Origin of the sequence: Parvularcula bermudensis HTCC2503 (genome assembly GCF_000152825.2) — a bacterium.
GTDB lineage: Bacteria > Pseudomonadota > Alphaproteobacteria > Caulobacterales > Parvularculaceae > Parvularcula > Parvularcula bermudensis.
Map to the genome: position 1 here is coordinate 116,438 of NC_014414.1, position 14,374 is coordinate 130,811.

A 14,374-nucleotide genomic window follows, 5' to 3' on the forward strand; every position below is an offset into this window, starting at 1 on the left:
AGCCATATCGATCAATCGGAGTCGCGAAATGGCTCTACCGGAAATCGATCCGCCGCAGGCGCCCCCCATCCGCCGTGTTTTCCAAAAGGGCAAAGGTTGAAAACCCCAAGGTCCCGCCACGCATCCGCCCCGCGAGAAACAAGAGATGCTCGCCGTCGCCGTCATCGTCGAAATCGGCGTGGCCAATATCGGTGATCCGCATATCGAGGGCAGCGCTCTGGGCCGACCATCGAGGCGGCGTCCCCTCTAGGGCCGTGATCGCAGGGCGCATGGCCCGCTCATCGGGAAGGGTTGGCCAGTCCGCTTCGGGAACGTCTTCGAGCAGCGCCCCCAGGGGGGTCCCGTCAAAGCGGCTCCGCTCAGCAGGTTGGGCCAGGGCTGCCAGACGCCGTAATCCGCAATATCGCAGGAACCGAGCTTCATCGGCGCGGTCGGCGGTTGTCAGCCCTCCCCATCCCTCCGCCCACAGCTCGGCAAATTGCTCACAGGTTCGCACCATTCTCACCGGCGCTTCATAATCAGTGGGGTGGACAAGCGAGGCGGTCACGGGCCGCCGCTGTCCATCCGCCGTCAGCATATCGGTCGGCTCCGGTGGAGAGGAGAGCAGCGAGCTCCGCGACGCACAGGCCCCGCCCGGTAAAGTATCGGGCAGGCACAGGGTCACCTCCACCTCGGTTTCACCGACAGCGCCCGCCTTCGCCGCCGGAAGATCCGCCTTCAGATCGACGACAAAAATCTCTCCGCCATTCTCCTTATAGGGAGAAAACACTCCCCCCTCTTCCCTCGCCTCCGCATCGCCACCGCGCGGCGTGCGATGATCGGCTCGGTCCGTGCCGCCCTGGAGGGCCACTCGCAACCCGATCGTCGCGACAAGCCCCATGGCCAGAATGATCACTGCTTCCTTCCGCATATGCCCCTCACCTCCCCCAAAAGGGTCCCAAGCCCCTGTTTCTTCATAGCGATAAGCGCGGCAGGATGCGACCGCCTTGGCGCCGCAAGCCTTGGTCAGAGAAGGCCAAGGTCGGAAAGAGACACCCGCAGCTCAGCGGGCAGGCGCGCGCCCTGATCGTCCGACGACATATCCTTTGGGGCGTCCTCCCCGGCGAGGTAACGCCAGCCTTGAAAAGGCCGCCGTGCAAGGGCCCGCACGGGGATCAAGGTCGGATCGAGGTCGAGGCGACAGGCCGCGCGTCCATCATCAAGGGTGACGCGCTCGATCCCCACAATTCCCTGACGGCAGGCGAAGTGCCCCTTGATCACCCAATAGAGCGAGCCGCCCGACAGGATCTCGCTGGCCCGGCGCGGCATCATGCGCGTGATGTGAAAGGGATTGGGGCGACCGCCATGGCGACGCAACTGCCGCTGACGGATGCTGAGCGCTTCGAGATCGTCGATCCCCACCGCCAATTTCATGAGATGAAGGGTCAAGACCGGCCGTAAACCCGCGCCACCTCGACGGCCCGTCGCCGCTTCATACTATGCCGCGACGCCCGCTTCGCAATGACATAGGCGATGAAATAGAAGGCCACGCCCCCTGCCCCCATCAGCCAGAGGGGAAGTTCGGCATGCACCCTGTCCATCATGGCCGCATCGAGGCCCAGGGGCGTCAACAGGCCAGGCCAGGATTGGTCAATCAGCAGGACACCGCTGAGACCGATGACGAACAGGATCATCAGGCCCGCCACCGCCGCCCCGATGGTCACCCCGATATCTTCACGCTCCTCGGCCTTGGAAATGATCATCTTACTCGGGTCACCGGTCAGCGCCTGTTGGGCGTGGAAGAGGGCCTGGAGCCGCATTTCCCGCTCCTCCGGCGTGAGGTTTTTGTCCCGGCTGCGACGGAAGGCATCGAAATCAAATAGCGGCGCATTGGTGACCTCCGCCGCCTCTCGGATCGCCCCATCACATTCGGCCGCAGGGCTGATTTCCGACGTGGGCACCACCAATTCCGCGTCGGTGGGCATGAGGAAAAGCGATTTCTCCGCGGCCCGGCGGCGGACCAGGCCATCGAGCTTCACCAAGCGACCATCGACCCGCGCCCGGCTCCACCGCTCAATAGCGTCCGCCGCGGCGAGCTTGTCGCCATCGTTCAGCTTGGCGAGCACCGTCGAGCGGCGAAAATTCTCCTCCCCGATATTGAAGATCAAAGAGACAAGGGCGTCGTGTTCGTTCTGGTTGAGGGGGCAACGTACCGTCGATTGGATCAGCCCTTCGATCGGGCCAATGTCATCGGCGAGCAGCCGCGCGGCCTCCTTTTCGGTGACCGTCATGCCTTGAGCGGCCGTTTTACGGTGACCATAGCCAACCGACCAAAGCCGTTCGCCGTCCGGCAGCGCGGGCTCGGCCTGCGCTGTCAGCCGCAAGCCCTCATAGGCTTTGATCAAATTCAGCCCGGTCTGACCCGTCTTCATGGTCGAGAACTCACCCTGCACCCCCCGCAGATCGGAGATATCTAACACCGATGTTAAGAGGTACCACGGGCCCGCCCGCTTGAACAGACAGGGACATTAACCTTCTGGCCGCAGTGACGTGACACTCCTATATAATTGGCCTAGTGTTTGCAGTATCTTAACCGGTCGCCAACGGGGCGATTGCAGATAAGGTCGAGACTCTCTGGCATGCGAAACAATGTATTGCGTTCCCTTGCTCTCCTGGCCATTGGCGGCCTCGGCGCCCTGGCGGGGTACGGCGTTGTCCAAATGACCGATGAGACGGCGCCCATTGCCGATGAAACGGCGGCGGCCGACATGACCGCTGAGAACACGGCGACGACCGACGAGTCTCCCACTGAGACACAGGATCTGTCGCAATTGGGCGCGACCCTGCCCGGTGAAGACGAGGCCAGCGCGGTCGATGTCGCGGCGGCGGATAGCTCATCCACCGAGGCGACCGCGGCCGATGGGCAAGCCTCCGCCGAAGGCGACACCTCTTCCCCTGAAGAGGGAGAGACACCGACAAACAGCTTCACCAAAAACCCCGTGCGCCTGGCGAAGCGGGATGATGGCACCTATTACTCGGCGAATCCTGTGCGCCTCGCAAAGCGAGATGACGGACGGTATTATACCGAAGCCTCGCCCACCAAGGTCTTCGACCCCTGCACCAAGGCGGACGGCACCCCCTATGTCGGGCCGGGGACAGCGGTGAACGCGTTCGCCCCCGTCAATCCGTGTCTGCCTCAGGCGACCCAGGTGGCCTTTGCCGGCCAGCCGACGCCGGTCGTCCCGCCAACGGCGACCGCCATTGATATCAGCTATCTCGACCCCAGCTTCGGTGGACCGCTGATCCCCGGCGGTTTTGGGCCGGAGCCCCCTGCGGGTGATCCGGGGTCTGATTACAGCGCCCTTTAGGCGACAACGCCCATTAAGCAACAGGCGCCCGGTCGGGTGCCTCAGCTTTTGCCGACACCGTCTCAGCCACATCGACGAGCCAGGCCGGGCACGCTTTTGCCGATCGCCCCTCCTCAGAGAGCTGACGGCGCCATGTCTTCGCCCCTGGCTGTCCATGATAGAGCCCGAGCATATGCCGCGCATAACGCCAAATCGGGACCGCCTCCGCTGCCGCCCGGTCGGCCACCGCCTCGACGATTTCAAGGCGTGAGCGCGCCGCCGGGGGGGCGCCGAACAGGCGCTGATCGACCTCACTGAGGAGGAAGGGCTGCTCATAGGCCGCCCGCCCCAGCATGACCCCTGGGAAGGTGGTGAGCCATCGCTCGGCCGCCGCGCCCCCCGCAAGACCGCCATTGAGAATGAACGACAGGGCGGGACGTCGCTGCGCCTCCCGCACCACCAGATCGTAATCGAGGGGGGGGATGGTGCGGTTCTCCTTCGGGCTCAGCCCCTCAAGCCAAGCCTTCCGGGCATGGACGATCACGGTTCTGACGCCGGCCGCTTCAACGGCGTCCAAAAAGCGGGGCAACGCCTCTTCAGGGGACTGATCGTCGATGCCGATGCGGCACTTGACCGTCACCTCGCAAGGAACCGCCGCGGCCATGGCGCGCACCCCCTCCGCCACCGTCTCCGGCTCCGCCATCAGACAGGCGCCGAACCGCCCCGACTGCACCCTGTCGGAAGGGCAACCGACATTGAGATTGATCTCATCATACCCCGCTTGCGCGCCGATGGCGGCGACCTCGGCCAGCTTGCGCGGGTCGCTCCCGCCGATTTGCAAGGCAACGGGATGCTCGGCGGAATCAAAGCCCAGCAGGCGATCCCGATCGCCATGCAGGATCGCTTCGTCCACGACCATTTCGGTGTAAAGCCGCGCCTTTGCCGACAACAAACGGTGGACCCACCGACAATAGCGGTCGGTCCAGTCGATCATCGGCGCGACGCAGAACCGATGGCTATGATGACCGTCCTTGGGGCTCATTCCGCAAGGTCGTCGAGGGCCTTTTCAAGGGCCGGCATCGTCGGCTCATGGGTAAAAGCCAGGTGCAGCGGCGTGACGGCAACCAGGCCATCATAGATCGCCCGGAGGTCGGTGCCCGCCGGCGGCTCTTCGGGCGTCCCCTGAAAACCGAACCAGTAATAGCGGCGTTGGCGAAGATCGGTCCGTTCCTCGGCATACAGCTCAACATTCGCTCGCCGTCCCTGATGACAAACGGCAACGCCGCCGACCTCCTCCGGTCCACGATTGGGAAAATTGACGTTCATCACGACATCGTCAGGCCACCCCACATCGAGAAGCCGTTTCAAGACTTTGGGGCCCCAGGCCCTCGCCGTATCCCAACGCGGTTTGTTACGATCCATGCGTGCCTGGGAAAAGGCGACCGAGGGAATTTTGTAGGTCATGCCGTGCAGCGCAACGGCGATCGTGCCCGAAAAAGAGACATCTTCGGCGAGATTATGCCCGTTATTGACCCCGGAAAGGACGAGGTCGGGGCGACGGTCGAGAAGATGCCCCACCGCGAGTTGGACGCAATCCGTCGGCGTCCCATCCACAGCGAAGCGCTGGTCGCCTTCCTTCCGTATCCTGAGGGGTCGGGTGAGCGTGATCGACCGCGACATACCGGATTGATCGATTTCCGGCGCGACCGTCCAGACATCGTCTGACAGGGTCCTGGCAATATCCTCCAGCGCCGCAAGGCCGGGGGAGTGAATACCGTCATCGTTCGAGCACAAAATACGCACTGATCAGTCTCCGTCTGAACGGGGGGCCGCAGAGAGGTCGCAACGGATCCCGTCCGGGCCGATATCGGCCACATTGCCTTTGCCGCAGACCCGTTCCGCCTCGCGCTGAAGGACACGGTCGGTATCCCGCTGAAGCCCGAGGGCCGCCGCCGCGGCAAGGGCGCTCACCGCCAGCCCGACCAAGATCAGGGTCCGTTTGCTCATTCCCCCATCGCGGCCCGGCGGCATCGGCACGATCATGACGCTCTCTCTATTCGGCTCTGACCGATATAGGGTTGAAGCGCGTCGGGCACACGAATGGCCCCGTCGGCCTCCTGATAATTTTCAAGGACGGCGACCAAGGTCCGTCCCACTGCCAGCCCCGACCCGTTGAGGGTATGCACGTAAAGCGGCTTTTTCTCCCCCTCCCGCCGGAACCGGGCATTCATGCGTCGCGCCTGAAAGTCGCCAACATAGGAGCAGGAGGAAATCTCTCGATAGGTATTCTGAGCGGGCAGCCAGACCTCAAGATCATAGGTCTTGAGGGCGCCGAAGCCGATATCGCCGGCGCAGAGCGTGACGACCCGATAGGGCAGATCGAGGCGCTGGAGAACCGTCTCAGCCGCCTGTGTCATCCGCTCATGTTCCTGATGGCCCTCCTCTGGGGTCGTAATCGAGACCAGTTCGACCTTGCTGAATTGGTGGAGCCTGATCATGCCGCGGGTGTCACGCCCGGCCGATCCGGCTTCGGAGCGGAAACAGGGCGTGTACGCCGTATATCGGCGCGGCAAGCTGTCTTCCTCAAGCAAGCTGTCCCGGACAAGATTGGTGAGCGGAACCTCGGCGGTGGGGGTCAGGTAATGCCCCGAGGTGGTTTTGAAGAGGTCTTCCTCGAATTTCGGCAATTGCCCCGTGCCAACCAACGCGTCGTCCCGCACGAGAACCGGCGGGCTGACCTCGATGTAGCCGAACTCATGGCGGTGCAAATCGAGCATGAAGGTGGCGAGGGCCCGCTCCAATCGGGCGAGATCCCCCGTTAAGAGGGCAAATCGCGACCCGGATATCTTGGCGGCCGTCTCGAAATCCATCTGACCAAGTCCCTCGCCAAGATCGACGTGATCCTGCGGGGTTGCGATATCCGGCGGGGTGCCCCACCGGCGGATCTCGACATTGTCGTCTTCGCTCTCCCCGTCGGGCACATCGGGCGCCAGGCGATTGGGGATGGGCAGCAAGGCCGCCCGCAACTCATCGGACAACCGCCTGTCGTCGGCTTCACGCTCCTGAACGCTGGCTTTGAGGGCGGCGACCTCCGCCTTGAGCGCTTCGGCCTTCGCCTGGTCGCCCGCCCCCATGGCTTGCCCGATTGCCTTTGACGCCTGTTTCTGGGCGGCCTGGGCCTCGTTCATTGCTTTGGTATTGGCCACCCGCCGCTCATCAAGGGCGATCAGATCCGCCGCTTTGATGGCAACCCCGCGGCGCGACATCGCCGCATCGAACCCGTCGGGATCGTCCTTAATGGCCCGAATATCGTGCATTCTTTCCGCCTTTTGCGCTTGGCCCGCACCATAGTGGCATCATCTCGCCCCGCAAGCGTCGGCATGGCCGTGAAGAGGGCTATATGGGACCCATGGCCGATGGATCCTCCCCCGCCCCCACGATCGACCTCGTTCCCGCAATGGCCGAGATCGACAAGGGATCATGGGATGCCCTGACCCAGAGGGCGGACCGCCCTTCCTATCCCTTTGCCAAATGGGATTTCCTTGAGGTGCTCGAGCGATCGGCGGCCGTGCGTCCCGAAACCGGCTGGGGCCCTCGACATCTGGTGGTCAAGCGGGGAGCGGAAATGGTGGGGGTCATGCCGCTCTATCTCAAAGCTCATAGCCGCGGCGAATTCGTCTTCGACCACGGCTGGGCCGACGCCTATGACCGGGCGGGGGGACGCTACTACCCCAAATTCCTCGCCGGTATCCCCTTCACCCCCGCCACGGGCCCCCGTCTCCACGCCGCGACAGCCGACGCCGAACGCCTCCTCATCGAGGGCGCCGCCCAGGCGACCGACCAACTCGGCCTTTCCTCCCTTCACATCACCTTTCCCGTACCCGAGGAGGTCGAGCGATTGCGGGCCGCCGGTTATCTCATCAGGACGGGCACGCAATATCGGTTCGAGGACGAAGGGTTTGGCGATTGGGACGGCTTCCTCTCCGCCCTCGCCTCCCGCAAGCGAAAGGGGTTGCGGAAGGAGCGCGCCGCCATCGCCGAAGCCGGGATCGAGATCGAATGGATCACCGGCAGCGGGATTACCGAAGATGTCCTCGATCATTTCTGGACGTTCTATCAGGATACCGGTGCCCGCAAATGGGGCACCCCCTATCTGACCCGCAGCTTTTTCTCGATGATCGCCGAGGTGATGGCGGATGAGATCCTGTTCGTCTTCGCCAAGCGGGCCGGCCAAGCGATTGCCGGGGCGATGAATTTTATCGGCGGGGATACGCTTTATGGCCGATATTGGGGGTGTACCGAGCACGTCCCGTTTCTTCATTTCGAGGTCTGCTACTATCAGGCCATCGATTTCGCGCTCCAGCACGGTCTCCGCTTTGTCGATGCCGGCGCCCAAGGCGAACACAAGATCGCCCGTGGCTATCGTCCGGTGACCACCTATTCTGCGCATTACCTTCCGAACCCTTCCTTTCGGGAGGCGGTGGAGCGCTTTCTCGACGCTGAGAGGCGCGAGGTCCAAGACGCCATCTCCTATCTGTCCGATTTTACCCCGTTCAAGAAAACCGAGGGGCCGTGAAGGAAATCGCGCGGTTCTACGACCCCGAGGAGGCCCTGATCGCCGCGGGCTTTCTCCGTGCGCAGGGGCTCAGCGTCCACCTGGCGGATGAAGCCACCCTCGCAGCCCAGCCCCATTTGCGCATCGGGCTCGGCGGCTATCGTCTGCTCGCCGATCAACGGGACGCGCATATGGCGCGTATCGCCCTCAATACCATTGCGGCAGCTTCCTCCTCGCCCGACACGCCCCCGGCTGAGAGAAGTGACGGCGCTCCCGATCGTTGCCCGCAATGCGGCGGCCCGCTGCGCCGCCGTCGGCACCGGCTGCTTCCGGCTCTTTTGCTGCTGACCGGGGCCCTCTTTCCCTTTTCCCGGGCCGGCAAGGAATTGCGTTGCGGCACCTGCGGCCATAAACAGCAGGCCCCGTAAGGAGTGGCTATGGACCTTTCGACCCCCTACGACCCCGAGAATGTCTTCGCGAAGATCCTTCGCGGCGATATTCCGGCTGCGGTGATTGCCGAGACCGATGACACCCTCGCCTTTATGGACGCCTTTCCCCAGACGAAGGGCCACAGTCTCGTGATCCCCAAGTCACAGGCCACCAATCTGTTAGAGATCGGCGAGGCCCCCCTCGCCGCCTTGATCGCGGAGACCCAGCGCATTGCGCGGGCCGTCCACCGCGCTTTGCAGCCCGATGGCATTCGATTGATGCAATTCAACGGCAGCGCGGCGGGCCAATCGGTCTTTCACATCCATTTTCACATTCTGCCGATATGGGCGGATCAGGCCCCCGGCCCCCATGGCCAAGGCCAGGCAGACCCTGAGACCCTGAGCGCGCTGGCGGAGGACATCCGTGCCGCCCTCTGATCAACTACGCCTTATCCTCGTGACCGGCGCGTCCCGCGGCATTGGCCGGGCCCTGACCGTCGCCCTGGCGGCGGCGGGTCATCACCCCATCGCGCTTGCCCGCACCCAAGGGGCCCTCGAAGCCCTCGACGACGAGATTACCGCCGCCGGGGGCCGGGTGACGATGATCCCCGCCGATCTGACCGATCGCGAGGCCATGGCCCGATTGCCCGAAGCGTTGGCGGCGCGGTTCGGTCGCCTCGACGGGTTCGTCGCCAATGCCGGGAGTCTCGGCGATCTGACACCGATTGCGGACATTCAAGAGAAGATGTGGGACCGCACGATGGCCCTCAATGTCACGGCGAATGCATTCTTGCTGACAGGCCTTGATCCCCTCCTCCGTCAATCGGCGGCGGGACGGGTGGTCGGGATCACCTCAAGTCGTGCGCGGAAGTTCAAACCCTTTTGGGGCCCTTATTCGGCGAGCAAAGCGGCCTTCGAAGCGGTCTTTCTGACCTATGCGGCGGAGACGGAGGAGAGCGCCCTCAGGGTCAATCTCGTCAACCCAGGTCCAATGCGCACGGCCATGCGGGAGAAAGCCATGCCGGGGGAGGATCCAGCGAGCCTGCCGCCCCCCGCAGCACTGGCTCCACTGGTCCTCGACCTTCTCTCTCCCGAAGAAGACCGTCACGGTCAGCTGGTGACCTTCTCGGCCTGAGGCCCCAGGGGCGCGGGCGCGCCCTTGGGGTCCTGAGGGTCAATTATAGTTGAAAGCGGATCTGGTCGGCCCAGAAGCGCTCAAGGCGTTCGAGGGTCGTATTGGTGGTGTCCATCATCTCGGCATGGACATCGCCCACCTTTTCCACCGAGTTCAGGTGACGCTCGAAAAGGCCGCCAATGATCTCGCGGATCTCGAACCCCTTATCCGTAAGGGACACCCGCACGGACCGCCGGTCCGCATCGGACCGTTTATGGGAGATGTATCCCGTATCGACCAATTTCTTCAGATTGTAGGACACGTTCGAGCCCAGATAGTGCCCCCGTGTCCGCAACTCGCCTGCGGTCAATTCTGCATCCCCGATATTGTAGAGGAGCAGCGCCTGGACGGCGTTAATATCGTCAAGGCTCTCGCGCTCCAGCTCATCTTTGATGACCTCGAGCAATTGCCGGTGAAGGCGCTCGATCAGGGTTAACAGCCGCAGATAACACGAATGAATATCAAGCAGATCATCCTGATCTTTATTGGGGAAGGCTAGCCCGGCTTGCATAACTAGAACTCTCGGTTGGACTTAAGCATAAGACGGTCTAGCGAACGGACACTAAACCCCGGTAAAAATGTGAGTACAAACAACTCACACTTCCGAAACCAAGGATCCCATGCCCGCTTACGTTTTTCCCGGTCGTTTCCCCTCCACCCGTCCGCGTCGATTACGCAGCGCCCCGTGGATCCGTGACCTTGTGGCGGAAACCGCGCTCAGACCTCAGGATTTGGTGCTGAACCTCATTTTGCGGGACGAAACAGCCGCCGCCGGCCCGATCCCGGCTATGCCGGGGATCGCACGCCATACGGTCGACGAGGTGGTGACACGGGCCGAAATCGCCTGGGAAGCGGGGATCAAGGCTCTAGCGCTCTTTCCGTTTACCGGCCCCGACAGTCGGTCACCGGGGGGGGAGGCGGCCCTTGATGCCGACAATTTGATGTGCCGTGCCGCCCGGGGGATCAAAGCATCGCTGCCTTCCATCGGGTTAATCGCCGATGTGGCCCTCGACCCCTACACCGATCACGGCCATGATGGGCTTCTTGCCGACGGCGAGATCCTCAATGATGAGACAGTTGCTGTCCTGTGCGACCAGGCCGCGCTGCTTGCCCAAGCGGGGTTCGATACCCTTGCCCCTTCCGACATGATGGACGGACGGGTCGGCGCCATCCGCCGGCGCCTCGACGATGACGGCTACACCGATCGACTGATCCTGTCCTACGCGGTCAAATACGCGTCGCGCTTTTACGGCCCCTATCGCGATGCCATCGGGTCCCGCGGCGTCCTGTTGGGGGACAAAGCGACCTATCAGATGGATCCGCGGAATGCTGACGAGGCCCTGAAAGAGGCCGCCCTCGATTGTGCCGAAGGCGCCGACATCCTGATGGTCAAGCCGGGCCTGCCCTATCTCGACCGTATCGCCGCGGTGAAGGCGACTTTCGGCCTGCCGGTCGCGGCGTTCCAGGTCTCCGGCGAATATGCCATGCTGCGCTGTGCGGCCGATCAGGGGGCCTTTGCCTTCGCCCCGGCCGCCCTCGAAGCGCTGATCTGCCTCAAACGCGGCGGGGCCGATATGATCTTCAGTTACTATGCCGACGAGGCGGCACGGTGGCTGTCAGATGGGCTGCCGTCCTGACCCCTCCACACTTAGCTGATGACCGGACCGGAGAAATAATGTCGCCCTGCATAGACGAGGGGGGCGCCTTCCCGGCTGTCGAAATGGACGACTTCGCCGATCAAGATGACATGGTCGCCTGCCTCATGCCGCGTTACGATCTTGGTATCGAAGCCTGCCACCCGGCCCCTGACGAGGGGACAGCCGGTGATCGCCACCTCCCCCGTCTCGGCCGGAAAGCTGTGCCGGCCGGGCGTGGCAAACTGGTTCGAGATGGATTGCTGATCGGCGGCGAGAACACTCACCGCATAGGCTTCGCTCTCGGCAAAGGCCTCGAACACGCTGGCCCGCCGCTCTATACACCAAAGAACAAGGCTGGGATCCAGGGAAACGCTGGTAAAACTATTAACGGTAATGGCCACAGGCCCGCCCTTTGCAGGGAGGCAGCTGACCACCGTGACCCCCGTAGGATATCGAGAGAATGCGGCCTTAAGATCGAGGAATGGATCATTCATCGCGACGGATTAGACGACGCCAAGCCCAAGGACAAACGTCGTTTGCGAAAACCCCCTGCAGGATTATGGCTTTTCGACGCGATCCCCCCCAAACAGAACGGCACCGGATTTCGGCAGATTGGCTAGGGACGTAATGGAAGGTCTTGTCGTCACATGGCAAATGTGGGTCGTGTTCGGGACGATTTTCGCCGCGATCGTGGCGTATTCGAGCGACCGCGTCAGCCTTGAGGTGGTCAGCGGCTGGGTGATTGCCGGGCTGCTCGTCTTCTTCCACTTTTTCCCCGTTTATGGCCCGGACGAAGCCAATCGGCTGAGTTCTGAGAGCCTGCTCTCCGGCTTTGCCAGCCCCGCCCTCTTTGCGATCCTCGGTCTTCTGATCGTCGGGCAGGGGATGTACCAGTCTGGGGCCCTCGAATTACCGACGCGAATGCTGCTGCGGTTGTTCGACCGGGCGCCCAAACTGGCCGTCTCCAGCATGTTCATGTTCGTGATCACGGTCAGCGCGTTCTTGAACAATACCCCCGTGGTGGTGATGTTCGTCCCCATCATTTCGGCCATGGCGGTTCAGTCCAAAATCGCGCCGTCCCGGCTGATGATGCCGTTGAGCTTCGTGTCGATCCTCGGCGGGATGCTGACCACCATCGGGTCGTCGACCAACCTCCTCGCCGTCGAAATCTTCGAGCAGGAGACAGGCGAAGCCATCGGCCTTTTCGCCCTGGCCCCTCTGGGCCTGGTCCTTGCCGTTGTCGGTCTTGGATATCTCGCCATTGCGACGCGGTACTTTCTCCCCAACCGATTGGGGGAGATCCAGGCGACCGCTGACGGGCGTCAGTTCCTTGCGCAGATTACTCTGGAGCGCGGCAGCCCGCTGATCGGAGAGACCGCCGCCGCCGGTCAGTTCCCCAGCCTCAAAGATGTGACGGTGCGCCTGGTCCAGCGCGGCGATGACCTCATCTTGCCGCCCTTTGACGACACCACCTTGCGCCTGCGGGACAAGGTCGTCATTGCCGCCACGCGAGAAACGCTGACCAAGCTGCTCAAGAGTAATGTTGGGTTGCGCGCGAGCTTTTTATCCGAAGTCTCCCCCCCCGAGGGCGGGACCGGAGAATTGAGCCTCATTGAGGCGGTAGTGGCCCCAGGCTCGCGTATCATCGGCCGCTCGATCAATCAGATCCGGTTCCGGTTCCAGACCAATTGTGTGATCCTAGGTATTCAACGCCGTAGTCGGATGATGCGGGGCGATATTCAGGACATTCGCCTCGACGCCGGTGACGTGCTGCTCATTCTCGGCGACCGACAAGACATCCGACGCCTGAGGAGTGACCGGGACATCCTGATGCTTGAGCAATCGATGACGCAATTGCCCGACCCGGATCACGCCCGCTTTGCCGGCCTGATCTTTGTCGGGGTTGTCGGCACCGTCGCCTTTGGCCTGCTCCCGATCGCCATCGCCGCGACAGTGGGGGCGGCGGCCATGGTGGCCACCGGGTGCCTCAATGTGCGCCAGGCTTCGCGGGCAGTGGACCGTCGCGTCTTTTTGCTGGTCGGCGCGGCGATCGCCATGGGCACGGCCCTGCAGGCCACGGGGGGGGCCATTTATATCTCCCAATTGCTTGAACCGCTCAGCCAGCGCCCCAATGGCGCGGTCGTCCTCCTCTCCGCTTTTTTCTTACTGACAGCCCTTCTTACCAATGTGCTGTCGAACAACGCCACCGCCGTCTTGATGACGCCCATCGCCGTCAGTGCCGCCCAAGCGGCGGGGATACCGCCCATGCCGCTGGTCCTGACCGTGATCTACGCGGCGAATTGTTCCTTTGCGACACCCGTGGCCTATCAGACCAATTTGTTGGTGATGGCCCCGGGGAATTATCGCTTTCGAGACTTCATCGTGATAGGAACTCCGCTTATCCTCTTGCTTTGGCTGGTCTTTACTTTTGTCGCACCGAGTTATTTCAGAGCTGTGGGCCTTCTCCCCGTTGGATAATTGCCGCGGCATCGATCTTGAGAAGCGGGAGCGTGCATGACGAAACCGTTTCAATCCGAGAGTAAGGAGTTCTTCCTGACGTCTCCGACCCCCTGCCCCTATCTTCCGGGGCGGCAGGAGCGGAAGATCTTCACTTTCCTCGGCGGCAAGGACGCCGAAATCGTCAACGCCGATCTGAGCGAGCGGGGCTTTCGGCGATCCCAGAATATCGCCTATCTCCCCGCTTGCGACCGATGCCGGGCCTGTCGGTCGGTACGCGTTCCCGTGGCGGATTTTTCTTCCCGCCGGTGGAAAAGACTGATCGGGCGCAATCGTGATCTGGTCAGGACCGTTCTGCCCGCCAAGACCACCGCCGAACAATTCGGTGTGCTGAGAAGCTATCTCGATGCCCGCCATGCCGAGGGGGGAATGGCGGACATGACCGCCCTCGATTACGCCGCCATGGTCGAACAGACGCCTGTATCGACGGAGGTGGTGGAATATCGCGAGGGGGGCGAATTGATCGCCTGTAGCCTCCGCGATCGGTTCGAGGGCGCACTCTCCATGGTCTACAGCTTTTTCGATCCGGCGGCGTCGAAACGCTCGCCCGGCACTTTCATGATCCTCGACCATATTATCGAGGCGGCGGAGACAGGGCTCGATTATGTCTATCTGGGCTATTGGATCGAGGGGTCACGGAAGATGGACTATAAGCGTCGCTTTACGCCCCTCGAAGCGTTGACCTCGACGGGATGGCAAACACTCCCGCGCCTTCCGAGGAATCGCCCTTAAGGCCG

The 14,374-nt window shown here is 62.7% G+C and carries 17 protein-coding genes; 8 read left to right on the top strand and 9 right to left on the bottom strand.

Going from position 1 to position 14,374, the window contains the following annotated elements; genetic code table 11:
- Nucleotides 1-34: 34 nt before the first annotated feature.
- From PB2503_RS00555 to PB2503_RS13620, 3 genes are all read right to left on the bottom strand, one after another.
- On the bottom strand, nt 35-910 hold the full coding sequence (locus PB2503_RS00555; protein ID WP_013299266.1) for a hypothetical protein: 876 nt from the start codon (nt 908-910) through the stop codon (nt 35-37).
- A 95-nt stretch (nt 911-1,005) separates the two neighbouring features.
- Nucleotides 1,006-1,428 (bottom strand): DUF1489 family protein, encoded by a 423-nt coding sequence (locus tag PB2503_RS00560; protein WP_013299267.1) that lies wholly within the window; start codon nt 1,426-1,428, stop codon nt 1,006-1,008.
- Nucleotides 1,425-2,411 (bottom strand): lysozyme, encoded by a 987-nt coding sequence (locus tag PB2503_RS13620; protein WP_049781950.1) that lies wholly within the window; start codon nt 2,409-2,411, stop codon nt 1,425-1,427. The genes PB2503_RS00560 and PB2503_RS13620 overlap by 4 nt, the downstream gene beginning before the upstream one ends.
- A gap of 207 nt (nt 2,412-2,618) precedes the next feature.
- On the opposite strand from PB2503_RS13620, the gene PB2503_RS00570 reads away from it, so the two are divergent.
- Nucleotides 2,619-3,347, top strand: coding sequence for a hypothetical protein (locus tag PB2503_RS00570; protein WP_013299269.1), 729 nt, complete (start codon nt 2,619-2,621; stop codon nt 3,345-3,347).
- Nucleotides 3,348-3,360: 13 nt separating this feature from the next.
- Here the strand turns inward: PB2503_RS00570 and dusA are convergent, their stop codons facing one another.
- From dusA to serS, 4 genes are read right to left on the bottom strand one after another with little or no spacing between them, the layout of a single operon-like run.
- Nucleotides 3,361-4,368 (bottom strand): tRNA dihydrouridine(20/20a) synthase DusA, encoded by a 1,008-nt coding sequence (dusA, locus tag PB2503_RS00575; RefSeq protein WP_013299270.1) that lies wholly within the window; start codon nt 4,366-4,368, stop codon nt 3,361-3,363.
- On the bottom strand, nt 4,365-5,129 hold the full coding sequence (gene surE, locus PB2503_RS00580; RefSeq protein ID WP_013299271.1) for a 5'/3'-nucleotidase SurE: 765 nt from the start codon (nt 5,127-5,129) through the stop codon (nt 4,365-4,367). The genes dusA and surE overlap by 4 nt, the downstream gene beginning before the upstream one ends.
- A gap of 3 nt (nt 5,130-5,132) precedes the next feature.
- Entirely contained in the window at nt 5,133-5,369 is a 237-nt protein-coding gene (locus PB2503_RS00585; protein WP_041534841.1) for a hypothetical protein, read from the bottom strand.
- A complete protein-coding gene (serS, locus tag PB2503_RS00590) occupies nt 5,366-6,643 on the bottom strand; it encodes a serine--tRNA ligase (RefSeq protein ID WP_013299272.1) in 1,278 nt (425 codons plus the stop codon). Before serS ends, PB2503_RS00585 begins: the two co-directional genes overlap by 4 nt.
- 83 nt (nt 6,644-6,726) lie before the next feature.
- Here serS and PB2503_RS00595 point away from each other — a divergent pair, with 83 nt between their 5' ends.
- From PB2503_RS00595 to PB2503_RS00610, 4 genes are read left to right on the top strand one after another with little or no spacing between them, the layout of a single operon-like run.
- Nucleotides 6,727-7,902 (top strand): GNAT family N-acetyltransferase, encoded by a 1,176-nt coding sequence (locus PB2503_RS00595; RefSeq protein ID WP_013299273.1) that lies wholly within the window; start codon nt 6,727-6,729, stop codon nt 7,900-7,902.
- Nucleotides 7,899-8,309: a hypothetical protein gene (locus tag PB2503_RS00600; protein WP_013299274.1), complete on the top strand. Its 411-nt coding sequence runs from the start codon at nt 7,899-7,901 to the stop codon at nt 8,307-8,309. Before PB2503_RS00595 ends, PB2503_RS00600 begins: the two co-directional genes overlap by 4 nt.
- A gap of 9 nt (nt 8,310-8,318) precedes the next feature.
- The gene (locus PB2503_RS00605; RefSeq protein WP_013299275.1) at nt 8,319-8,747 is read left to right on the top strand and encodes an HIT family protein; all 429 of its coding nucleotides are present in this window, start codon (nt 8,319-8,321) and stop codon (nt 8,745-8,747) included.
- The gene (locus PB2503_RS00610; RefSeq protein ID WP_013299276.1) at nt 8,734-9,444 is read left to right on the top strand and encodes an SDR family NAD(P)-dependent oxidoreductase; all 711 of its coding nucleotides are present in this window, start codon (nt 8,734-8,736) and stop codon (nt 9,442-9,444) included. Before PB2503_RS00605 ends, PB2503_RS00610 begins: the two co-directional genes overlap by 14 nt.
- 43 nt (nt 9,445-9,487) lie before the next feature.
- Here the strand turns inward: PB2503_RS00610 and ldtR are convergent, their stop codons facing one another.
- Nucleotides 9,488-9,994 carry a transcriptional regulator LdtR gene (gene ldtR, locus PB2503_RS00615; RefSeq protein ID WP_013299277.1) on the bottom strand — a complete coding sequence of 169 codons (507 nt, stop codon included), beginning with the start codon at nt 9,992-9,994 and terminating at the stop codon, nt 9,488-9,490.
- A gap of 109 nt (nt 9,995-10,103) precedes the next feature.
- On the opposite strand from ldtR, the gene hemB reads away from it, so the two are divergent.
- Nucleotides 10,104-11,120, top strand: a complete 1,017-nt coding sequence (gene hemB, locus PB2503_RS00620) for a porphobilinogen synthase (protein ID WP_013299278.1) — start codon at nt 10,104-10,106, stop codon at nt 11,118-11,120.
- Between the two features lie 11 nt (nt 11,121-11,131).
- Here the strand turns inward: hemB and PB2503_RS00625 are convergent, their stop codons facing one another.
- Nucleotides 11,132-11,614, bottom strand: a complete 483-nt coding sequence (locus PB2503_RS00625; protein WP_013299279.1) for a flavin reductase family protein — start codon at nt 11,612-11,614, stop codon at nt 11,132-11,134.
- A gap of 133 nt (nt 11,615-11,747) precedes the next feature.
- Between PB2503_RS00625 and PB2503_RS00630 the strand changes: the two genes are divergently transcribed.
- Together PB2503_RS00630 and PB2503_RS00635 are read left to right on the top strand one after the other, a co-directional pair.
- Nucleotides 11,748-13,598, top strand: coding sequence for an SLC13 family permease (locus PB2503_RS00630; protein ID WP_013299280.1), 1,851 nt, complete (start codon nt 11,748-11,750; stop codon nt 13,596-13,598).
- 36 nt (nt 13,599-13,634) lie between these two features.
- Nucleotides 13,635-14,369 carry an arginyltransferase gene (locus PB2503_RS00635; protein WP_013299281.1) on the top strand — a complete coding sequence of 245 codons (735 nt, stop codon included), beginning with the start codon at nt 13,635-13,637 and terminating at the stop codon, nt 14,367-14,369.
- Nucleotides 14,370-14,374: the final 5 nt, after the last annotated feature.

What these genes read in the sequence shown, in the direction of transcription:
- ldtR (WP_013299277.1), bottom strand. Translation starts at nt 9,994, where the DNA reads ATGCAAGCCGGGCTAGCCTTCCCCAATAAAGATCAGGATGATCTGCTT.
- PB2503_RS00570 (WP_013299269.1), top strand. Translation starts at nt 2,619, where the DNA reads ATGCGAAACAATGTATTGCGTTCCCTTGCTCTCCTGGCCATTGGCGGC.
- PB2503_RS00605 (WP_013299275.1), top strand. Translation starts at nt 8,319, where the DNA reads ATGGACCTTTCGACCCCCTACGACCCCGAGAATGTCTTCGCGAAGATC.
- PB2503_RS00625 (WP_013299279.1), bottom strand. Translation starts at nt 11,614, where the DNA reads ATGAATGATCCATTCCTCGATCTTAAGGCCGCATTCTCTCGATATCCT.
- PB2503_RS00555 (WP_013299266.1), bottom strand. Translation starts at nt 910, where the DNA reads ATGCGGAAGGAAGCAGTGATCATTCTGGCCATGGGGCTTGTCGCGACG.
- serS (WP_013299272.1), bottom strand. Translation starts at nt 6,643, where the DNA reads ATGCACGATATTCGGGCCATTAAGGACGATCCCGACGGGTTCGATGCG.
- hemB (WP_013299278.1), top strand. Translation starts at nt 10,104, where the DNA reads ATGCCCGCTTACGTTTTTCCCGGTCGTTTCCCCTCCACCCGTCCGCGT.
- dusA (WP_013299270.1), bottom strand. Translation starts at nt 4,368, where the DNA reads ATGAGCCCCAAGGACGGTCATCATAGCCATCGGTTCTGCGTCGCGCCG.
- PB2503_RS00595 (WP_013299273.1), top strand. Translation starts at nt 6,727, where the DNA reads ATGGGACCCATGGCCGATGGATCCTCCCCCGCCCCCACGATCGACCTC.
- PB2503_RS00635 (WP_013299281.1), top strand. Translation starts at nt 13,635, where the DNA reads ATGACGAAACCGTTTCAATCCGAGAGTAAGGAGTTCTTCCTGACGTCT.
- PB2503_RS13620 (WP_049781950.1), bottom strand. Translation starts at nt 2,411, where the DNA reads ATGAAGACGGGTCAGACCGGGCTGAATTTGATCAAAGCCTATGAGGGC.
- PB2503_RS00630 (WP_013299280.1), top strand. Translation starts at nt 11,748, where the DNA reads ATGGAAGGTCTTGTCGTCACATGGCAAATGTGGGTCGTGTTCGGGACG.
- PB2503_RS00585 (WP_041534841.1), bottom strand. Translation starts at nt 5,369, where the DNA reads ATGATCGTGCCGATGCCGCCGGGCCGCGATGGGGGAATGAGCAAACGG.